Annotated in this window: 19 protein-coding genes; 13 read left to right on the forward strand and 6 right to left on the reverse strand. The window is 52.9% G+C overall.

What is annotated here, in order from left to right:
• Window positions 1-292: 292 nt before the first annotated feature.
• The 11 genes from ACRQU7_RS11385 (at window position 293) to ACRQU7_RS11435 (ending at window position 10,849) form a co-directional block, all read left to right on the forward strand.
• Entirely contained in the window at window positions 293-562 is a 270-nt protein-coding gene (locus tag ACRQU7_RS11385) for an ACT domain-containing protein (RefSeq protein ID WP_444640949.1), read from the forward strand.
• A 39-nt stretch (window positions 563-601) separates the two neighbouring features.
• Window positions 602-1,960, forward strand: a complete 1,359-nt coding sequence (locus ACRQU7_RS11390; protein ID WP_038324644.1) for a PFL family protein — start codon at window positions 602-604, stop codon at window positions 1,958-1,960.
• Window positions 1,961-2,168: 208 nt separating this feature from the next.
• Window positions 2,169-2,480, forward strand: a complete 312-nt coding sequence (locus tag ACRQU7_RS11395; protein WP_444640951.1) for a hypothetical protein — start codon at window positions 2,169-2,171, stop codon at window positions 2,478-2,480.
• 6 nt (window positions 2,481-2,486) lie between these two features.
• Entirely contained in the window at window positions 2,487-3,548 is a 1,062-nt protein-coding gene (locus ACRQU7_RS11400) for a V0D/AC39 family V-type ATPase subunit (RefSeq protein ID WP_444640953.1), read from the forward strand.
• 45 nt (window positions 3,549-3,593) lie between these two features.
• Window positions 3,594-5,495 (forward strand): V-type ATP synthase subunit I, encoded by a 1,902-nt coding sequence (locus ACRQU7_RS11405; protein WP_444645588.1) that lies wholly within the window; start codon window positions 3,594-3,596, stop codon window positions 5,493-5,495.
• Window positions 5,496-5,545: 50 nt separating this feature from the next.
• Window positions 5,546-5,989, forward strand: a complete 444-nt coding sequence (locus ACRQU7_RS11410) for an ATP synthase subunit C (protein ID WP_038324648.1) — start codon at window positions 5,546-5,548, stop codon at window positions 5,987-5,989.
• Window positions 5,990-6,016: 27 nt separating this feature from the next.
• Window positions 6,017-6,325 (forward strand): V-type ATP synthase subunit F, encoded by a 309-nt coding sequence (locus ACRQU7_RS11415; protein ID WP_038324649.1) that lies wholly within the window; start codon window positions 6,017-6,019, stop codon window positions 6,323-6,325.
• Between the two features lie 33 nt (window positions 6,326-6,358).
• A complete protein-coding gene (locus ACRQU7_RS11420; protein WP_038324651.1) occupies window positions 6,359-6,955 on the forward strand; it encodes a V-type ATP synthase subunit E family protein in 597 nt (198 codons plus the stop codon).
• A 35-nt stretch (window positions 6,956-6,990) separates the two neighbouring features.
• A complete protein-coding gene (locus tag ACRQU7_RS11425; RefSeq protein ID WP_444640956.1) occupies window positions 6,991-8,751 on the forward strand; it encodes a V-type ATP synthase subunit A in 1,761 nt (586 codons plus the stop codon).
• A 45-nt stretch (window positions 8,752-8,796) separates the two neighbouring features.
• Window positions 8,797-10,212: a V-type ATP synthase subunit B gene (locus ACRQU7_RS11430; RefSeq protein ID WP_444640958.1), complete on the forward strand. Its 1,416-nt coding sequence runs from the start codon at window positions 8,797-8,799 to the stop codon at window positions 10,210-10,212.
• A gap of 22 nt (window positions 10,213-10,234) precedes the next feature.
• Window positions 10,235-10,849 (forward strand): V-type ATP synthase subunit D, encoded by a 615-nt coding sequence (locus ACRQU7_RS11435; protein WP_038324656.1) that lies wholly within the window; start codon window positions 10,235-10,237, stop codon window positions 10,847-10,849.
• Between the two features lie 52 nt (window positions 10,850-10,901).
• Here ACRQU7_RS11435 and ACRQU7_RS11440 read toward each other — a convergent pair whose 3' ends face one another.
• Entirely contained in the window at window positions 10,902-12,155 is a 1,254-nt protein-coding gene (locus tag ACRQU7_RS11440; RefSeq protein WP_444640961.1) for an acetate/propionate family kinase, read from the reverse strand.
• Window positions 12,156-12,284: 129 nt separating this feature from the next.
• Between ACRQU7_RS11440 and ACRQU7_RS11445 the strand changes: the two genes are divergently transcribed.
• Both ACRQU7_RS11445 and ACRQU7_RS11450 read left to right on the forward strand, forming a co-directional pair.
• Window positions 12,285-13,484 (forward strand): tRNA(Met) cytidine acetate ligase, encoded by a 1,200-nt coding sequence (locus tag ACRQU7_RS11445; RefSeq protein ID WP_444640963.1) that lies wholly within the window; start codon window positions 12,285-12,287, stop codon window positions 13,482-13,484.
• A gap of 16 nt (window positions 13,485-13,500) precedes the next feature.
• On the forward strand, window positions 13,501-14,436 hold the full coding sequence (locus tag ACRQU7_RS11450; protein ID WP_444640965.1) for a hypothetical protein: 936 nt from the start codon (window positions 13,501-13,503) through the stop codon (window positions 14,434-14,436).
• Window positions 14,437-14,522: 86 nt separating this feature from the next.
• Here the strand turns inward: ACRQU7_RS11450 and upp are convergent, their stop codons facing one another.
• Genes upp through ACRQU7_RS11475 form a run of 5 tightly spaced genes read right to left on the reverse strand, consistent with a single transcriptional unit; the run spans window position 14,523 to window position 18,457 of the window.
• Window positions 14,523-15,155 (reverse strand): uracil phosphoribosyltransferase, encoded by a 633-nt coding sequence (gene upp / locus ACRQU7_RS11455; RefSeq protein ID WP_038324660.1) that lies wholly within the window; start codon window positions 15,153-15,155, stop codon window positions 14,523-14,525.
• A gap of 42 nt (window positions 15,156-15,197) precedes the next feature.
• Window positions 15,198-15,641 carry a ribose 5-phosphate isomerase B gene (gene rpiB, locus ACRQU7_RS11460; protein WP_038324662.1) on the reverse strand — a complete coding sequence of 148 codons (444 nt, stop codon included), beginning with the start codon at window positions 15,639-15,641 and terminating at the stop codon, window positions 15,198-15,200.
• Window positions 15,638-16,348 (reverse strand): tRNA (adenosine(37)-N6)-threonylcarbamoyltransferase complex dimerization subunit type 1 TsaB, encoded by a 711-nt coding sequence (tsaB, locus tag ACRQU7_RS11465; RefSeq protein ID WP_444640968.1) that lies wholly within the window; start codon window positions 16,346-16,348, stop codon window positions 15,638-15,640. Before tsaB ends, rpiB begins: the two co-directional genes overlap by 4 nt.
• Window positions 16,345-16,770, reverse strand: a complete 426-nt coding sequence (tsaE, locus tag ACRQU7_RS11470) for a tRNA (adenosine(37)-N6)-threonylcarbamoyltransferase complex ATPase subunit type 1 TsaE (protein WP_038324666.1) — start codon at window positions 16,768-16,770, stop codon at window positions 16,345-16,347. Before tsaE ends, tsaB begins: the two co-directional genes overlap by 4 nt.
• A 19-nt stretch (window positions 16,771-16,789) precedes the next feature.
• Window positions 16,790-18,457 carry a formate--tetrahydrofolate ligase gene (locus ACRQU7_RS11475; protein WP_141825400.1) on the reverse strand — a complete coding sequence of 556 codons (1,668 nt, stop codon included), beginning with the start codon at window positions 18,455-18,457 and terminating at the stop codon, window positions 16,790-16,792.
• Window positions 18,458-18,511: the final 54 nt, after the last annotated feature.

Consider the following 18,511-nt stretch of genomic DNA (forward strand, 5'->3'; position numbering starts at 1 on the left):
ATATAACATAGTATCATAAAACGCTGTATATTTATAGGTCAATCATCAATATTTTTGCACCCGGTAAAAGGGCCTATGTTTGAACAGATTGACTACTTCAGGCGCCCCACGGCTTCTATTGACAAGAATTCAAATGTCGTTCATAATGAAGTGTAAGTTTTCCTGCAGCAATTCCGTTTCAGTTCGCGAGACAAAACGCGTTTCTCCCCCGCCAGAGGCGGGGGAGAAACGCAAACTTGTTCCAGAATCGACTGGAAATGCTGTAAACAATATTCATCTGGAGGTAATAACTATGCGTGCGGTAATTACGGTCATCGGCAAAGATATGGTAGGCATCCTTGCCCGGGTTTCTACGATCTGCGCCGACAACGGCGTCAACGTGGTCGAAGTGACACAATCCATTTTGCAGGACCTGTTCGCCATGATCATGATGGTCGATATTTCAAAATCCACCGTCCCTTTTAGCGAACTTTCGGACAAGCTCACGGCAATCGGCAGCGATATGAACCTGACCATCCACGTCATGCACGAGGATATCTTCAACTCCATGCACCGGATATAAAAGCCTACATTATATAAAAGAAGGGTCTGAGGACAAGCAATGGTCAACTCCCACGACATACTGGAAACCATCAACATGATTGACAATGAAAATCTGGACGTGCGCACCATTACAATGGGGATTTCCCTTTTGGACTGCGTCGATTCGGACATTGATAAATCCTGCGATAAAATCTACGATAAAATTTGCCGTTACGCGGGTAATCTGGTAAAAACCGGCGAAGATATCAGCAAAGAATACGGCATCCCGATCATTCACAAAAGAATTGCCGTTACCCCCATCGCGATGGTCGCGGCCGCGTGCCCCGGCAACAACCCTGTGCATTTTGCCAAAGCCCTTGACCGCGCCGCCAAATCGACCGGCGTCAACTTCATCGGCGGTTATTCCGCGCTGGTTCACAAGGGATTCGCGCCCGGCGACTACGCCCTGATCAAGAGCATTCCGGAAGCGCTGAGCGAGACGGAATTCGTCTGCTCCTCCGTCAATATCGGAACGACCAAGGCGGGCATCAACATGGACGCCGTAGCCAAAATGGGCAAAATCATCCGCGAGCTGGCGGAGGCCACCGCCGACCGGGACTGCATCGGCGCGGCCAAGCTGGTCGTTTTCTGCAACGCGCCGGAGGACAACCCGTTTATGGCGGGTGCTTTCCACGGGGCGGGCGAACCGGACTGCGTGATCAACGTGGGCGTTTCCGGCCCCGGCGTCGTCCGCGCGGCGCTGGCAAAGGCCGGCGACTGCGACATTACGGCGGTAGCGGATATCATTAAGAAAACGGCGTTTAAAATCACACGCATGGGCCAGCTGGTGGCGCAGGAAGCTTCCCGCAGGCTGTACGTTCCGTTCGGCATCGTCGACCTTTCCCTTGCGCCGACTCCGGCCGTGGGCGATTCCGTGGCGTATATTCTGGAAGAAATGGGCCTTGAGTGCTGCGGCGCGCACGGCACGACCGCCGCCCTCGCCCTTCTGAACGACGCCGTCAAAAAGGGCGGCGTGATGGCGTCCTCCCATGTAGGCGGGCTGTCCGGCGCGTTTATCCCGGTGACGGAGGACGCGGGCATGATCCACGCCGCGCGGTGCGGCGCGCTGAGCATCGTCAAGCTGGAAGCGATGACCGCCGTGTGCTCCGTAGGTCTGGACATGATCGCGGTCCCGGGCGACACGCCCGCGGAAATTCTCTCCGCCATTATTGCGGACGAAGCCGCGATCGGCATGGTCAACTCTAAGACCACCGCCGTGCGCATCATTCCGGCTATCGGGAAAAAGGCCGGAGAAGAGCTGAATTTCGGCGGTCTTCTGGGCGGCGGCCCCGTGATGGAAGTCAACCGGTACTCCCCTTTGAAATTTATAGAGCGCGGCGGAAGGATTCCCGCACCGATGCAGAGCCTTAAAAATTAGATCGAAATACCATTTTATAAGGTTCTTCGTTTTTCTGCTAATTTAAACACAATGTATAATTTTATAAAAAACAAAGCCGCTCCTTGCGTATTATTGCACATTGTAAAAGCCGCACAACAGGACTATAATAGATAATCGCCGAGTATGTAATATGTTTACAAATATTTTGAAATAAATTGTTTATTTCGCCACGAGGAGGCGCGGTCAAATGCAGGATTTGATTAAACAGATTGTCGAAATGGACCGTCAGGCCAGGGAGATCACGGACGCGGCCCAGAGGGAAAAAGTCAGCTCCGAAAAGGAAGTCGCGGGAAAACGGGAACAGATTCGAAACGATTATCTGGAAAGGGCCAGAAAACGGATTGCACTGAACGAACCGAGCGAACGCGCGGCTGCCGAGACCGAATGGAATGAAAAAAAGAAGAAAATCGTCGAGCTTTCTTCAAAGCTTGACGACCTTTACGCCAAAAACGGCGACACTTGGGTAAATGCAATCGTTGCGCGCGTATTAGGAGAGTGATAAAAAATGCTTTCCACTTTTTCTTCCAATGCGATTTTGTCAAAAGCGCGCGCCATGTACGGAAGGCGCCTTACAAAACAGAATTACAGGGAATTGCTGGCATGCCAGAGCGTGGGGGAAGTCGCCAGCTACCTGAAAACGCGGACGGTTTACAGCAAGGCGCTCGCGGGAATTGACCAAAACAGCGTCCACCGCGGTCAGCTTGAGGCCAAGCTGAAACAGAAGCTTTTTGAGGATTATGCTTCTTTGTGCAGATATGAAATATCCGTCGGCGATCATTTTGCCCAGTATCCGATCATGCGCAGCGAAATCGAGCAGATTCTTCACAGCATCCTTTTACTGGAAGCCGGCACGCCGGAGGATTACCTGTTCTCTTTGCCAATGTATCTGACCCGGCACACGCACATTAACCTGACGTCGCTCAGCCAGATCAAAAGCTACGACGACCTGCTCAGTGCGCTCAGCCACACGCCATACCAAAAGCTTCTGGAAGGTTTCAAGCCAATTAAAGGAATTCCGATCAATTATACCGGAATTGAAAATACGCTGTACACCTATCTATACAACAGTGTTTTTGAGGTAATCGACCGCTATACCCATGGGGAAACCGCAAGACAGCTCCGTGACATTTTCAACTCTTATATTGACCTGATTAATTATGCCCGCATGATCCGTCTAAAAACTTCATACAATGCGGGTCCGGATTTTATCCGGAGTTCTCTCCTGCCGTTCGGAAACATAAACAAACGAATCCTGAACGAAATGATTGAAGCGGAGAATGCCGACGCTGTGACCAAGCTGATGGAACAGACCACCGTTGGCAAGCATTTTCTGAAAATTGAACACAGCTATGCCGGTGAAATCTCCAGCCGGGTAAAGTATATGACCTGTCGGCACGATATTCATTTTTCCACCCATCCGTCGGTTGTGATGATTTCGTATACCTTTATTATGGAAACGGAAGTAAGGGACATCATTACGATTGTCGAGGGAATCAGATACAAATTACCTCCTGAAGAGATTGTAAAATTGCTTGTAGTCTATCATTTCAATGAAAGGAGTGATTGATATTTGGCCGTTTTAAAAGTGAAAGTGATCAGTATAATAGGAAGAATGGACGATTTGGATCAAGCTACCGCGCTGTGCGGAAAATCGTGTGCATTTCACCCGGACAACGCTCTGTCATTTTACTCCGATACTTCCGATTTTTCCCCGTTGAATGAAGAAAACCCTTACTCCGAGCCCCTGCAGCAGCTTACCGACGCTATGGTGGGTTCCAAAAAGAAACTTACCCTTTTGAGCGCCGCCGAAGTTTCCAGAATCAAGATGAGCCGCGAAGAGATGAACGATTATGTTGACTATATATCGTCTTCTTTCAGCCGTCTGCAGAAGGAACGTTCGGACGCACAGCTCAAGATTCAGGAATATAGCGGCGAAATAGAAAAAATCAGTCATTTTGTGGGCCTTGAGCTGGATCTGGATCAGATTCACGCCTGCAAGTACATTAAGGTTCGGTTTGGCTCTCTTCCAAAAGAAAGCTATGAAAAACTGAATTCTTACAAACAAAATCCATATGTTATCTTTTTCCCGTCTACGAGCGATGCGACTCATTACTGGGGGGTTTATTTTTCGCCCATTGATATGGTCAGCGAGGTCGACCGGATCTTTTCCAGTCTCTATTTCGAAAGGACGCGCCTGACGGAACTGACCGGCAGCCCGGAATCGGGTGTGGAAACGCTTCGCCAAAAACGCGATGCGGAAACAGAGCGGCTCAAGCGTATCGACGAACAGTTTGAAGCGCTTTGGAAAAAGGAAAAGACGATGTGCCGGAAGGTTTATTCCTGGCTGACCGAGCAATCCGTCTATTTCGGGATCCGGCGCTATGCCGCCCGCTACAACGATAATTTTATTCTGACCGGCTGGATTCCGGCAAATCAGGAAAACCGTTTCAAAAAAGAGCTCGACAAGGTGGATTCCCTGAATTACACCTTTGAGGGAGCCGAGGAAGAACTGATTCACTCCCCGCCCGTAGAGTTAAAAAACAAGAAGGTGTTTCGCCCCTTTGAATTTTTTGTCGATATGTACGGGCTTCCGTGTTACGATGAAGTCGACCCTACCCCGTTTGTCGCCATTACCTATTTCCTGCTGTTCGGCATCATGTTCGGCGACCTTGGCCAGGGGCTCTGCGTTTCCCTGATCGGCTGGTACATGTGGAAAAAGAAGCAGATGAAGCTTGGCAGAATCCTGATTCCCTGCGGCTTTTCTTCCGCTGTTTTCGGACTGGTCTTCGGTTCGGTATTCGGCTTTGAGAACGCGCTCGACCCGGTGTACCGTGCGCTCGGCTTTGCCGAAAAGCCGGTGGAAGTGATGAAGCCCGCCACTACCAACACGATTATCTATTCTGCAGTGGGAATCGGCGTGGTGCTGGTCATGCTGGCTATCTTAATCAATATTTACTCTTCCCTGAAGAGAAAGCACTATGAAAACGCTCTGTTCGGCCCCAACGGGGTCGCCGGTTTCATTTTCTATACGTCGCTGGTGTTCGGTTTCGGCGGACAGATGCTGTTTGGCTGGCAGATCGTCACCCCTTCCTATGTCGTCTGTTTCATCATCCTGCCGATTGCAGTGATGTTCTTCCGCGAAGTGCTCGGCGGTTTAGTGGAGCGCAGGCCGGACTGGAAGCCCGAAAAATGGGGCGATTTCATCATGCAGAACTTTTTTGAGGTGTTTGAATTCCTGCTGAGCTTTGCGACAAACACCATGAGTTTTCTGCGCGTAGGCGCTTTTGTGCTTGTTCACGCAGGTATGATGCTGGTTGTGTTTACGCTTGCCGAGATGTCCGGCGGCATTGGATATGTTCTGGTCGTAATAATCGGCAACGTGTTCGTTATGGCCCTGGAAGGTCTGCTTGTGGGAATTCAGGTATTGAGGCTTGAATTCTATGAGATGTTCAGCCGTTTCTTCGACGGCGGAGGCCGCCCGTTCAATCCTGTTGTTGTTCGCAGAGAGCAGTAATGCTTTTTGACGATAACCATATCAATCAGATATTTGATGGAGGTACTATCATGAATTTCGTATTAATTTGCTTACCTGTATTGTTTTTGATTGCTTCGGTGATCCTTTCCGTCCGTTCCGTTAAGAACGGAAAAAAAGTGCGCAGTACCGTAGCGACACAGCTTTTGGCCTTCATGGCGGTTTGTGTTCTTACCTTTGCGATTCCTGTCGTGGCTTCCGCCACCACTCCTTCCGATACTCCCGCCAAACCGTCCTCCTCTGAAACCGGAGCTGTTGACAATTCTACGGGAATGGGCCTGATTGCGGCCGCCCTCGTTACCGGCCTTGCGGGCATCGGCGGCGGTATTGCCGTTGCCGCGGCGGCTCCCGCCGCTATCGGCGCGACCAGCGAAGATCCGAAGGCATTCGGTAAGGCGCTGATCTTCGTGGCTTTGGGCGAAGGTATCGCTCTGTACGGCCTGCTGATTTCCATTCTGATTCTGAACAAGGTTTAACTGATCGAAAGCTGAGGTGCATTGCCTATGCGCTTTTATCTGATAAGCGACAATGTGGATACGCAGGTTGGGCTGCGTCTGGCCGGGATTGACGGTGTGGTGGTTCATGAAACCGCCGAGGTGCAGAAGGTACTGAAGGAGGCCATGGCAATGGAAGATGTCGCCGTTATTCTGATAACGGAGAACCTTCTTTCCCTTTGCCCCGATCTGATTTATGATTTAAAGCTCAATCAAAAGCGCCCGCTTATTCTGGAAATTCCGGACAGACACGGCAACGGCCGTACGAAGGATTCGATTACCCGTTATGTCCGCGAGGCCATCGGGCTGAAAATTTAAGCCGCAATTACGGCGGAACGGGGGGATTCAATCATGGCTGTCAACGATGATAAAATGAATAAATTCTACCTTGCCATCAATCACTACGCGGAGGAACAGCGTAAAAAGATTGAGCGGGAAGTGGCGGAATTCAAGCAAAAAGAGCTGGATGAAGCCGAGGTGGAGGTGCTGACCGAAGCATACCGGCTGATCCAAAAGGAAATGGCGGAGATGCGCAACGGGATTTCCCGTGAAATGGCCCAGCGTGAAATGGAAGGCCGGAAGGAGCTTCTGGCTCAACGCCAGAAAATCACTGCGAAGGTTTTTGAGCGCGCCAAAAACGCGCTGACGGAATTTACGCAGAAAAGCGATTATTCCTCTCTGCTGAAAAAATTCGCGGCCGAGCTTTCGGGGACCTTTACAACACCCGGCACTGTCCTTTGCATTAAAAAAGAAGACGAGACCTATCAGGAGCTGATAAAAGAAGCTTTTGGAAAAGACTGTACTTTTCAGATCAGCCCCGACATTCATATCGGCGGAATCCGCGCCTACAATTCCCGGATGGGCATTGCCGCGGACATAACGCTCGATTCCATGTTGGAGGACCAGCGCGAGTGGTTTGCAGAAAACTCGGGGATGGCTATTGTTTGAGCCTGTACCCAATTGTTATAACGGAGATGAATGAGATGGAGAATCATGATGTAATATTCGGAATAAACGGTTCCGTCGTAACCGTAAAGGACTCGCGCAGCTTTTCCATGATGGAAATGGTATATGTCGGGAATGAACACCTGGTCGGCGAAGTAATCGGCATTACAAATAAATTTATTACCATTCAGGTCTATGAAGAAACTACGGGACTGAAGCCCGGAGAACCTGTTTCCGGTACCGGCAGCCCCATGAACGTTACGCTCGGCCCTGGAATTATCGACAATATTTTCGATGGAATCGAACGTCCGCTGAAAAGCATTGCGGAACAGTCCGGCGCCTTTATCGCCCGCGGAAGCAATGTGTCCGCTCTGGATGAGGACCGGCTTTGGGACGTTACGGTCACCGTAAAAGAGGGCGACCGGTTAAAGGGCGGCGACGTTTACGCCGAATGCCCGGAAACAACCATCATCAAGCATAAGTGTATGGTGCCGCCGCTTCTTTCCGGCATGGTCACAAAGGTAAACGCAGACGGCAAATACAAAGTAGCCGATCCCATTGTGGAGCTGCAGGATGAACACGGGGAAACACACCGGCTTTCCCTATGCCAGCGCTGGCCGATCCGCGTGCCGCGCCCGGTAACCGAGCGCTTACAGACAAAAGTGCCGCTGATTACCGGTCAGCGTGTCATAGACACCCTCTTCCCCATTTCAAAGGGAGGCACGGCGGCAATTCCGGGCGGTTTCGGAACCGGAAAGACCATGACGCAGCATCAGCTTGCCAAATGGTGCGACGCCGATATCATTATCTACGTCGGCTGCGGCGAGCGCGGCAATGAAATGAGCCAGGTTCTGGATGAGTTTTCGGAACTGATCGACCCGAAATCCGGCAGGCCGATGACCGACCGGACCGTACTGATCGCGAACACCAGCAACATGCCCGTCGCGGCGCGCGAGGCTTCCATTTACACGGGAATCACTCTTGCCGAATACTACCGCGACATGGGCTATCATGTTGCCATCATGGCGGACTCCACTTCCCGCTGGGCGGAGGCTCTCCGCGAGATATCCGGCCGGTTGGAGGAAATGCCCGCCGAGGAAGGCTTCCCGGCCTATCTGCCCAGCCGCCTTTCCGAATTCTACGAGCGCGCGGGCATGGTTAAAAATTTGAACAGCACGGACGGCTCCATTACCATTATCGGCGCCGTTTCCCCGCAGGGCTCCGACTTTTCCGAGCCCGTCACACAGAACACAAAACGTTTTACCCGCTGCTTCTGGGCGCTGGACAAAGCCCTTGCTTACGCAAGACATTACCCGGCCATCAACTGGACCCAAAGCTACAGTGAATATTTCACCGATCTGGATCCGTGGTACGCGGAGCATGTGGGCGAAGACTTTATCAGATACCGCAAAGAGATCAATAAAATCCTGCAGGAAGAAAACCAGCTGATGGAAATTGTCAAGCTGATCGGTTCGGACGTTCTGCCCGACGACCAGAAGCTGATTATTGAAATCGCCAGGATTATTCGAGTCGGTTTCCTGCAGCAAAACGCTTTCCACGCGGAAGACACCTTTGTTCCCCTTGAAAAGCAGAAGCTGATGATGAAAGTAATCCTATATCTCTATAAAAAGGCAAAGCAGCTTGTGTCCGCATCCGTGCCGATTTCCGGCATTGTACAGTCCGGGCTGTTTGACAAGCTGGTAAAGATGAAATACGACATTCCCAACAACAAGATGGAAATGTTCGACGACTATATAAACGAAATAGACCGGACTCTCTCCTCACTTCTCGCTTCCTGACGCCCGGATGAAACTACTAATTTTACCTAAGAAGGTGGTTACGCCATGATTCTTGATTATATCGGCTTACAAGAAATTAACGGCTCTCTGATCGTTCTGGACGATGTCGCAAACGCCTCGTTTGAAGAGGTCGTCGATATCCGCCTGAACGACGGTACGCTGCGTCGGGGACGAATTGTTCAGATGGAAGGCAGCCGCGTTGTGATTCAGGTGTTTGAAGGCACCCGCGGCATTTCCCTTGACAATACCAGCACGCGGCTGATGGGGCATCCGATGGAGATGCCGCTTTCCCCGGAAATTCTGGGCCGCGTGTTCAACGGTTCCGGCCGCCCGATCGACGGGCTCGGCGAAATATTCCCCTTGAAAAAAGCCAATATCAACGGGACGCCGATCAACCCGGTCTCCAGAGAATATCCGAAAAACTATATTAACACCGGCATTTCTACCATAGATACCCTGATGACGCTGATCCGCGGCCAGAAGCTCCCGATCTTTTCCGGCTCCGGCATGAAGCACAACGAGCTCGCCGTCCAGATCGCGAGACAGTCGAAGATCAGCGACGACAGCGGCAGCAACTTCGCGATTGTTTTCGCCGCCATGGGTGTAAAAAACGACGTTGCCGAATACTTCCGCCGCTCGTTTGACGAGTCCGGCGTACTGCAGAAGGTCGTTATGTTCCTGAACCTCGCGAACGACCCGATCATTGAAAGAATCCTGACCCCGCGCTGCGCGCTGACGGTCGCCGAATATCTCGCCTTTGAGCTGGGGATGCACATTCTCGTCATTATGACGGATATGACCTCCTATGCCGAGGCGCTGCGTGAATTCAGTTCCTCCAAGGGCGAAATTCCTGGCAGAAAAGGATTCCCGGGCTACCTGTACTCCGACCTCGCTTCCCTTTACGAACGGGCCGGAATGATTCGCGGCAAGAAGGGGTCCGTCACGCAGATTCCGATTCTGACCATGCCGAACGACGACGTGACCCACCCTGTCCCCGACCTGACCGGCTATATTACCGAGGGGCAGATCGTTCTGGACCGTTCGCTCGACAGCTCCGGCTTCTATCCCCCGGTTTCCGTACTGCCCTCCCTTTCCCGTCTGATGAAGGACGGCATCGGCGCGGGCTACACGCGCGAGGATCACTCCGCGCTTTCCAACCAGCTTTTCGCGTCCTACGCGAAGGTGATGGACGCCCGTTCCCTGGCGTCGGTTATCGGCGAAGAAGAGCTTTCGCCCGTGGATAAGAAATATATTGAATTCGGCAGGCTGTTCGAATCCCAGTTCGTCAACCAGGGCTTCAATGAAAACCGCACGATCGACCAGAGCCTTGACCTGGGCTGGAAGCTGCTTTCCACGCTGCCGCGCGGGGAACTGGACCGTGTGGATGACGCGATTCTCGATAAATACTACAGCAAAGCCCAGGAACCTGAGAAAACCGAACAGGAAACCCCGGAGGAGTAATCCCAAAAGGAGGTGAGCCGCATTGAGCAACCAGATCGTCCCCACAAAAGGGAATCTGCTCGCTACCAAAAAGACCCTTGCGCTTTCGCGCACCGGCTTTGATCTTCTGGACCGTAAACGCAACATCTTAATCCGTGAAATGATGGCTTTGATTGAGCGCGCCGCAAAAATCCAGAGCGTCATTGACGATACCTACGACGAAGCTTACGCCGCGCTGCAGAGAGCAAACATCACGCTGGGCATCTGCAACGAGCTGTCCCGCACGGTACCGCTCGACAACAACCTGAACGTGGCCTACAGAAGCGTCATGGGGGTGGAAATTCCCATGGTTTCGATTGATACGGTGTGTGCGCCGATTCCGTTCGGGCTGAATTCCACCAATATTATGCTTGACAACGCCTATATGAAATTCAACGAAGTAAAGCGGCTGACCGCAGAGCTGGCAGAGGTGGAAAACAGCGTTTACCGGCTGGCGGACGCAATCAAAAAGACTCAAAAGCGTGCCAACGCGCTGAAGAATATTATGATTCCCCGCTTTGAGGAAACCGTAAAATTCATTTCCGACGCGCTGGAAGAAAAGGACAGAGAAGAGTTTTCCCGCCTGAAGGTCATTAAAAGGCAGAAAGCCAACAAATAAAAAAGGATGCATCCCGCGGGATGTATCCTTTTGATTTTATTCCTTAATTTTATCAGATATCCTCGGGGTCGACGACCGTCTTGTCCTCTGTGGAAGCGTAGGTCAGCTTCTCGACGATCTCCTTGGTGTCGCGCGCAATGACGAGCTCTTCATTGGTAGGAATGACATAAACGGCGACCTTGGAATCATAGGTGGAAATTTTGCCTTCGCGGCCGGAAACCATTTTGTCGTTCAGAACCGGATCGATCTTCACGCCGAAGAACTTCAAGCCGCGGCAGACCGCGTAACGCAGATGAGCCTGATTTTCGCCGAGACCGGCTGTGAAAACGATGCAGTCAAGGCCGTTCATTGCCGCTGCATAGGAACCGATATATTTGATAATCTGATAGGAAAGCATTTCGTGGGCAAGAATAGCTCTGGGATCGCCCTCGATTTCCGCTTTGGTGACGTCGCGGTCATCGCTGTGTCCGCTGATGCCGAGCAGGCCGGATTTCTTGTTCAGAATTTCGTCCATCTGTTCTGGGGTAAGGTTTTCTTTCTGCATAATGAAGGTTACGACCGACGGATCAAGCGAGCCGGAGCGGGTACCCATCATAAAGCCGTCCAGCGGAGTAAGACCCATGCTGGTATCGACAACATTGCCGCCCTTGATGGCCGCAATGGAGGAACCGTTGCCGATATGGCAGGTAACCATGTTGATGTCCTCAATCGGCTGGTGCATCAGATGCGCGCAGTGATTGCTGACATAGCGGTGGGACGTGCCGTGGAAGCCGTAACGGCGGATTTTATATTTCTCATAATATTCGTAAGGAATGGCAAACATGTAAGCTTTCGGGGGCATGGTGGAATGAAAGGAAGTATCAAAGACGACGCATTCCGGTATGTCTTTTCCGAAAACCTCGCGGCAGGCGAGGATTCCCTGAAGCTCAGGCCCGTTGTGCAGCGGAGCTAGCGGAATCAAACTCTTGATTCCCTCGATCACGTCTTCATTGATGAACAGGGATTTACTGAAAATCGCGCCGCCCTGAGCAACGCGGTGGCCGATTGCCGTAACCTCCGACAGATTTTTGACAACACCGACCTCTTTATCCGTTAAAGCTGCCGTAACAAGCTTGAATGCCTCTTTATGATCGGACATGGTGACCTGCAAGTCCTTCTTGCGGCCGTCCGCAGTCTTATGGGTAAACGTTCCGCCCTCTATTCCGATCCGTTCGCAGTTCCCCTTTGCAAGCATCTCTTCGCTTTCCATATCAATCAGCTGATATTTGAGTGAAGAGCTTCCTGCATTTATTACCAAAATCTTCATGCTTTTTCCTCCTAAAAATGCTTTTCAGATACCTGAGCGGCTATTGAATCCGCCGAGAGAATACTGTATATTATAATAATAGTACATCAAACTGCTAAATTCAAGGAAAATCAAGGAGTTTGTCATAAAATGCTTGTGGCCGGAATCGTTTCTGAATACAACCCGTTCCATAACGGACATGCCGCGCTGGTTTCCGAAACCCGCAAAGCGGGGGCAACCCACGTTGCGGCGGTCATGAGCGGCAACTTTGTGCAGCGCGGCGAACCGGCGATCCTTTCCAAGTGGGCAAGGACAAGGCAGGCGCTGGAAAACGGCGTCGATCTGGTTGTGGAGCTGCCGCTCCCCTGGGCGCTTGCGGGAGCGGAAAAGTTCGCTTACGGCGGTGTGGCGCTGCTGGACGCGATGGGAATCGACCTGCTGAGCTTCGGCAGCGAATGCGGCCGCACGGAGGATTTATACAAAGCGGAGCGGGCGCTCGGCTCCGGAGAATTGCGGGAAAAAATCCGTTCCGAGCTGAAAAGCGGTGCAACTTTTGCAAAAGCACGGCAAAACGCAGTCGCCGCCCTGTTCGACGAAGAAACCGCGGAACTTTTAAGCGAGCCAAACAATATTTTAGGCATAGAATACCTGAAGGCGCTGCGCAGGCTGAATTCCCGCATCAAACCGTTTACAGTCAGGCGCGTGGGCGCCGCGCACGACGCGCAGGCCTCGGAGGGATTTGTGGCCTCCGCCTCACAGATACGGAGGATGATGCGCTCCGGGGAAGATTTTCCCCCGCTGATGCCTCTTTCCTGTGCGGAAACGGCAAGGCGGGAAATCAAAGCCGGAAACGCACCCGCCGATCTTGCCTTGATTGAGCGGGCCGTTCTGGCAAAGCTGAGAACGATGGGTCCCGACCGGTTCGCCGCCCTTCCCGATATCAGCGAAGGGCTGGAAAACCGGGTTTACGCCGCGGTGCGCAGAGCCGGCGGCCTGGAGGAAGCATACAGTCTGATTAAGTCCAAAAGATATACGCACGCCAGAATCCGGCGGATCATTCTTTCCGCTTTTCTGGGTCTGGACGCTTCCATGAGCGCGGGGGTTCCTCCCTATCTGCGCATCCTCGGCTTTAATCAGCGCGGCACAGAAATTCTGCATTCCATGAAAGGACGGGCAGCCTTGCCGGTCATCACCAATTCGTCGGACATATTTTCTCTTGACAAAAATGGGAAAAATATGCTTGAATTAGAAAACAGAGCAACGGACCTTTATGCGCTGTGTATACCGAAAATCGCGCCCTGCGGGCTCGACAGGACAACGGGTATTATTTCTATTTCGTCTTTTGACTGAAAGGATGTGTCTTCTCTTGTCTATTGAAATTAAGGAAACGGAATATGAGAACTACGGAAAATGCCTGAGGCTGGATAACGGCCTGATCGACGTTGTTGTAACCATTGAGTTCGGGCCGCGCATCGTACGCTTCGGCTTTATCGGCGAAGAAAATATTCTTTACAACGATCTGGAACGCCGCAATTATATCAGCAGCGAAAGCATGTCGGAACGCTACGGCAAGGACGCGGCTTTTTACCATTACGGCGGCCACCGCGTATGGCTCAGTCCCGAAAAAATGCCCGAAACGTATTATCCGGACAACGAGCCGGTCGTATACGGCATTCTGCCGGAAGGCGTCAGCTTTACGCCCCCGCGCCAGAAGCGCAACGAAGTTCAGCTGAGCTTTGAAGTGATCATGACCGAGGGCACTACGGATATCATGGTGGTGCACAGCGCGAAAAACTGCTCGAAGGAAAAACGGAACTGCGCGCTGTGGGCGCTGACCATGGTGAAGGGCGGCGGCGTAGAGGTGATCCCGATGAACAAGGACACCGGCAGCTCCCTGCTTCCCAACCGGCTTCTCACTCTTTGGCCGTATTCCGATATCCGGGACAAACGTTTGTCGGCAGGCAACCGGTTTATTACGATCCGGCACGACGCGGATATTCCCAACGCGCTGAAGCTGGGTGTTAACAATACGCCGGGCTGGGCGTCGTACACCTGCGGAGAATATACGCTGGTAAAGCGTTACCTTCACACTGCTCAGGCGGCGTATCCGGATTACGGCTGCTCCTATGAGACGTACGCGTGCGGCGATTTTATCGAAATGGAATCGCTGAGTCCGCTGTACGGCCTGGAGCCGGGCGAAGGAATCCGTCATGTGGAAAATCTTTCGCTCATCAAACAGCCGTTCCCCGAGGACCCGACCGACGAAGACGCGATCGAAAAATTCTGCGCGCATTTCAAATAGACTTTTTAGCCACATGATACCCGACAACTTTTTCAATATAATCAAGAGGGGGCAGCCAATGGCCGCCCCCTCTTCTTGCAGTTATTTTACAGTGTTCCGAAAATACGGTCGCCCGCGTCGCCAAGACCCGGTACAATGTAGCCGATGTCGTTCAGGTGATCGTCGACGGCGGCACAGAAAAGCTGTACGTCGGGATGCGCTTCGGTAAACGCCTTTACCCCTTCCGGAGCGGCAATAATGCACATAAAACGGATGCTCTTCGGCTTGCTGCGCTTGATGATGGTGACTGCGTCGATCGCAGAGCCGCCGGTGGCGAGCATCGGGTCCAGCACGATGACGTCGCGCTCTTCAATATCCTGCGGCAGCTTGCTGTAGTATTCCACCGGCTGCAGCGTCTCGTGGTCGCGGTAAAGGCCGATATGGCCGACCTTCGCGGCGGGAACCATTTTCAGTACGCCGTCCACCATGCCCAGGCCCGCCCTTAAAATAGGAACAAACGCAAGCTTTCTTCCTGCGATCACCTTTGTTTTCGCTTTCCCCATGGGGGTCTCGATCGTCGTGTCCTCCAAAGGGAGATCGCGGGTCGCCTCGTAGCACATCAGCATCCCGATTTCACCGACCAGCTCACGGAATTCCTTGGAACCCGTATTTTTATCGCGTAAAAAAGTCAGTTTGTGCTGAATCAGCGGATGATCCATAACAAATACCTGTTTATCCATGTTGACAGCCTCCATAGTCTAGTATTGTTTGTAACCCAAAAATTACAGTTCGCCGCGCTCAATCGCAGAGATTTCGTCAATGCGCTGCTGGTGGCGGCCGCCTTCAAATTCGGTTTTCAGGTAGATCTTTGCGAGCTCCACCGCCTTTTTTTCATCGATCACCCGGCCTCCGAGGCAGAGAATGTTGGAGTTGTTGTGACGGCGGGTCATTTCCGTGCAGTAAGCGTCGGCGCACACAGACGCACGGATGCCCTGCACCTTGTTGGCCGCGATGCTCATGCCGATTCCCGTTCCGCAGCACAGAATTCCGCGCTCCGCTTCGCCGTCCGCTACGCAGTGCGCGACCTTTGCCGCAACCGGCGCATAGTCGATAGAGGCTTCGTCAAATGTGCCGAAATCCTTATAGGCAATATTTTCGGCAGCAAGATAGTTCTTAATGGCTTCTTTCAATAAAAATCCGCCGTGATCCGCTCCTAAAGCTATCATTTGATTTCTCCTTTTATTCGTTTTTTTAATTCCCGCTCCGCCTGCGGCGGGCGAAGATAGATCGGCATCAGAGCCGCCGGGGACACCGCCCCGCCCTGCTCATATACTTTTTGCGCGGACTTTGCCACGCCCCACGCACGCTGATAAAGCAGGTGCTCGGGCGGCAGAACCGCGTTCAGACTTTTAAACCGCTCATTATTATAACACAATTTTGCGCCGTCTCCAACAAGGAATATCGGTTTCGTGTAATTTTCACATTCCTGTGCCAAATCCTCAATGGAAAGCGCCCGGTCGGGGGTGATTCTCTCCACGGAATTTTCATGCACGGAAAAAATCGCGTTATAGACCTGCCCGCAGCGCGCGTCCATTACCGCGCAGACCGTGCAGTCCAGGTGCGCCAGGTTCTGCGCCATAGCCTCCAGGGCCGAAACTGCCGCACAGGGTTTATTCTGCGCCATGGCCAGGCCTTTGATACTCGCCACGCCGATACGAACGCCCGTAAAAGAACCGGGACCCGCGGAAACCGCAAACAGGTCGACGTTTCCCAGTTCTGTACGCGTACACTGCAGAAGATGGTCGATCATGGGCATCAGCGTCTGGCTGTGGGTCAGGCGGGTATTGATGTAAAATTCCCCCAGCAGTCTGTCGTCGTCAAGCAGAGCCGCCGAAGCCGCGGTCGCGGAAGAATCGATTGCCAGTATCCTCATGGTTTTATCCCTTCCATCTGAAAAATTCGTTCGTTTTCCCGCGCGCCCCGGCAAATTTCAATCCGTATCGCATCCTGCGGAAGAGCGGCCTCGATGTTTTCGCTCCACTCGATGACGAGCACGCCGCCGCTGTCGAGATAATCAAAAAATCCGGTGGAGTAAAGGTCGTCCCACCCGGTTACGCGGAACATATCAAAATGGTAGACATCCAGCCTGCCGTGATATTCGTGAACGAGCGCAAAGGTCGGGCTGGAAACGCCGTCCTGAATTCCAAGCCCGCGGGCAAGGCCGCGCGTGAAGGCGGTCTTCCCCATCCCCATCCCGCCGAAAAGCGCCAGCACCTCGCCGCCGGTCAGCTTTTCCGCAATTTTCACCCCGAGCGCTTCCGTCTCGGCAGGCGAAGAAGTGATAATTTCCTGCATATCCGGTCCCCTTACATCTCTAAAATAATCCTGAAATTTTCCCGTTCGCGTCCACGTCGATCTTTTCCGCGGACGGTACCCTCGGCAGCCCGGGCATGGTCATAATATCCCCAGCGTACGCAACCACAAACCCCGCGCCGTTGGAAAGCCGCAGGTCGCGGATGGTAATACGGAAGCCCTTCGGCCGTCCCAGAAGCGCGGCGTTGTCGGAAAGGGAATATTGGGTTTTCGCAACACAGACGGGCAGCCTGTCCCCGCCGAGCGCGGAGATATCGACAATGGCCTTTTCCGCCTGAGCGGTGTAGTCCACGCCGTCCGCCCCGTAAATTTCTTTGGCAATGCATTCAATCTTCTGTTTGACCGTGGAATCCACGGAATAAATCGGATGGAAATCCGACGGCTTTTCCGCCGCCTCACAGACCTTTTGCGCCAGCTCCACGCCACCCGCGCCGCCTTTGGCAAAGACCTCCGAAAGCGCGAAATCCGCGCCGTTGTCGCGGCAGTATTTTTCGATATACGCCAGCTCAGCGTCGGAATCGCTTCCGAAGCGGTTGATGGCGACGACCACAGGCACCCCGTACTTCTTCATATTGGCGATATGCGCGCCCAGATTGACGATACCCTTTTCCAGAGCTTCCAGATTCTCCGCCGCAGTACGGTCCTTCGGCACGCCGCCGTTGTATTTCAGCGCGCGAGCGGTCGCCACAAGGACAACGGCGCTGGGCTTCAGCCCCGCAAGACGGCACTTGATGTCCAGAAACTTTTCCGCGCCAAGGTCGGAGCCGAAGCCGGCCTCGGTAATGCAGTAATCGGCAAGCTTCAAAGCAAGGCGCGTGGCCCTGACGGAATTGCAGCCGTGAGCGATGTTGGCAAACGGCCCGCCGTGCATGATGACGGGCGTGCCCTCCAGCGTCTGCACCAGGTTCGGATTGATCGCGTCTTTCAGAAGCGCGGCCATGGCGCCCTGCGCCTTGAGGTCCGAAGCATAGACGGGCGCGCCCGCAAAGGTGTATGCGACCAGAATCCTTCCCAGCCGTTCCTTCAAATCCGTAATGTCGGACGCCAGGCAGAAAATGGCCATAATTTCCGACGCAACGGTAATGCAGAAGCTGTCTTCGCGGGGAATCCCGTTGATTTTTCCGCCCAGGCCGACCACGATGCTGCGCAGGGCGCGGTCGTTCATGTCGAGACAGCGTTTGATCAAAATCCTTCGCTGGTCAATCCCCAGCGCGTTCCCCTGATGGATATGGTTGTCCAACATGGCGCAAAGCAAATTGTTTGCGGAAGTAATGGCGTGAAAATCGCCCGTGAAATGCAGGTTGATGTCCTCCATCGGCACCACCTGCGCGTATCCGCCGCCCGCGGCGCCGCCTTTGATGCCGAATACCGGGCCGAGGCTCGGTTCGCGAAGGGCAATGACGGCATTTTTTCCGATCTGCTTCATTGCCTCGCCAAGGCCCGCCGTCGTGGTGGTCTTCCCTTCCCCCGCGGGGGTGGGGTTGATTGCCGTAACCAGAATGAGTTTGCCGTCCTTACGGGAGGCAAGTCTGTTGTAGAGAGAGTCGTTCAGCTTTGCTTTAAACCGGCCGTATGGCTCAAGTTCTTCCTCGTAAATCCCGAGGTCAGCGGCAATTCTCGCAATCGGTACGAGCTTTGCCTGCTGCGCAATTTCGATGTCCGTGAGCATTCATGCATTCTCCTAACACATAATTATGACAAAATTATATCATATTCTTTTGTA

The organism is Caproiciproducens puteiluti, from assembly GCF_052442865.1.
In the GTDB taxonomy this organism is placed as follows: domain Bacteria; phylum Bacillota; class Clostridia; order Oscillospirales; family Acutalibacteraceae; genus Caproiciproducens.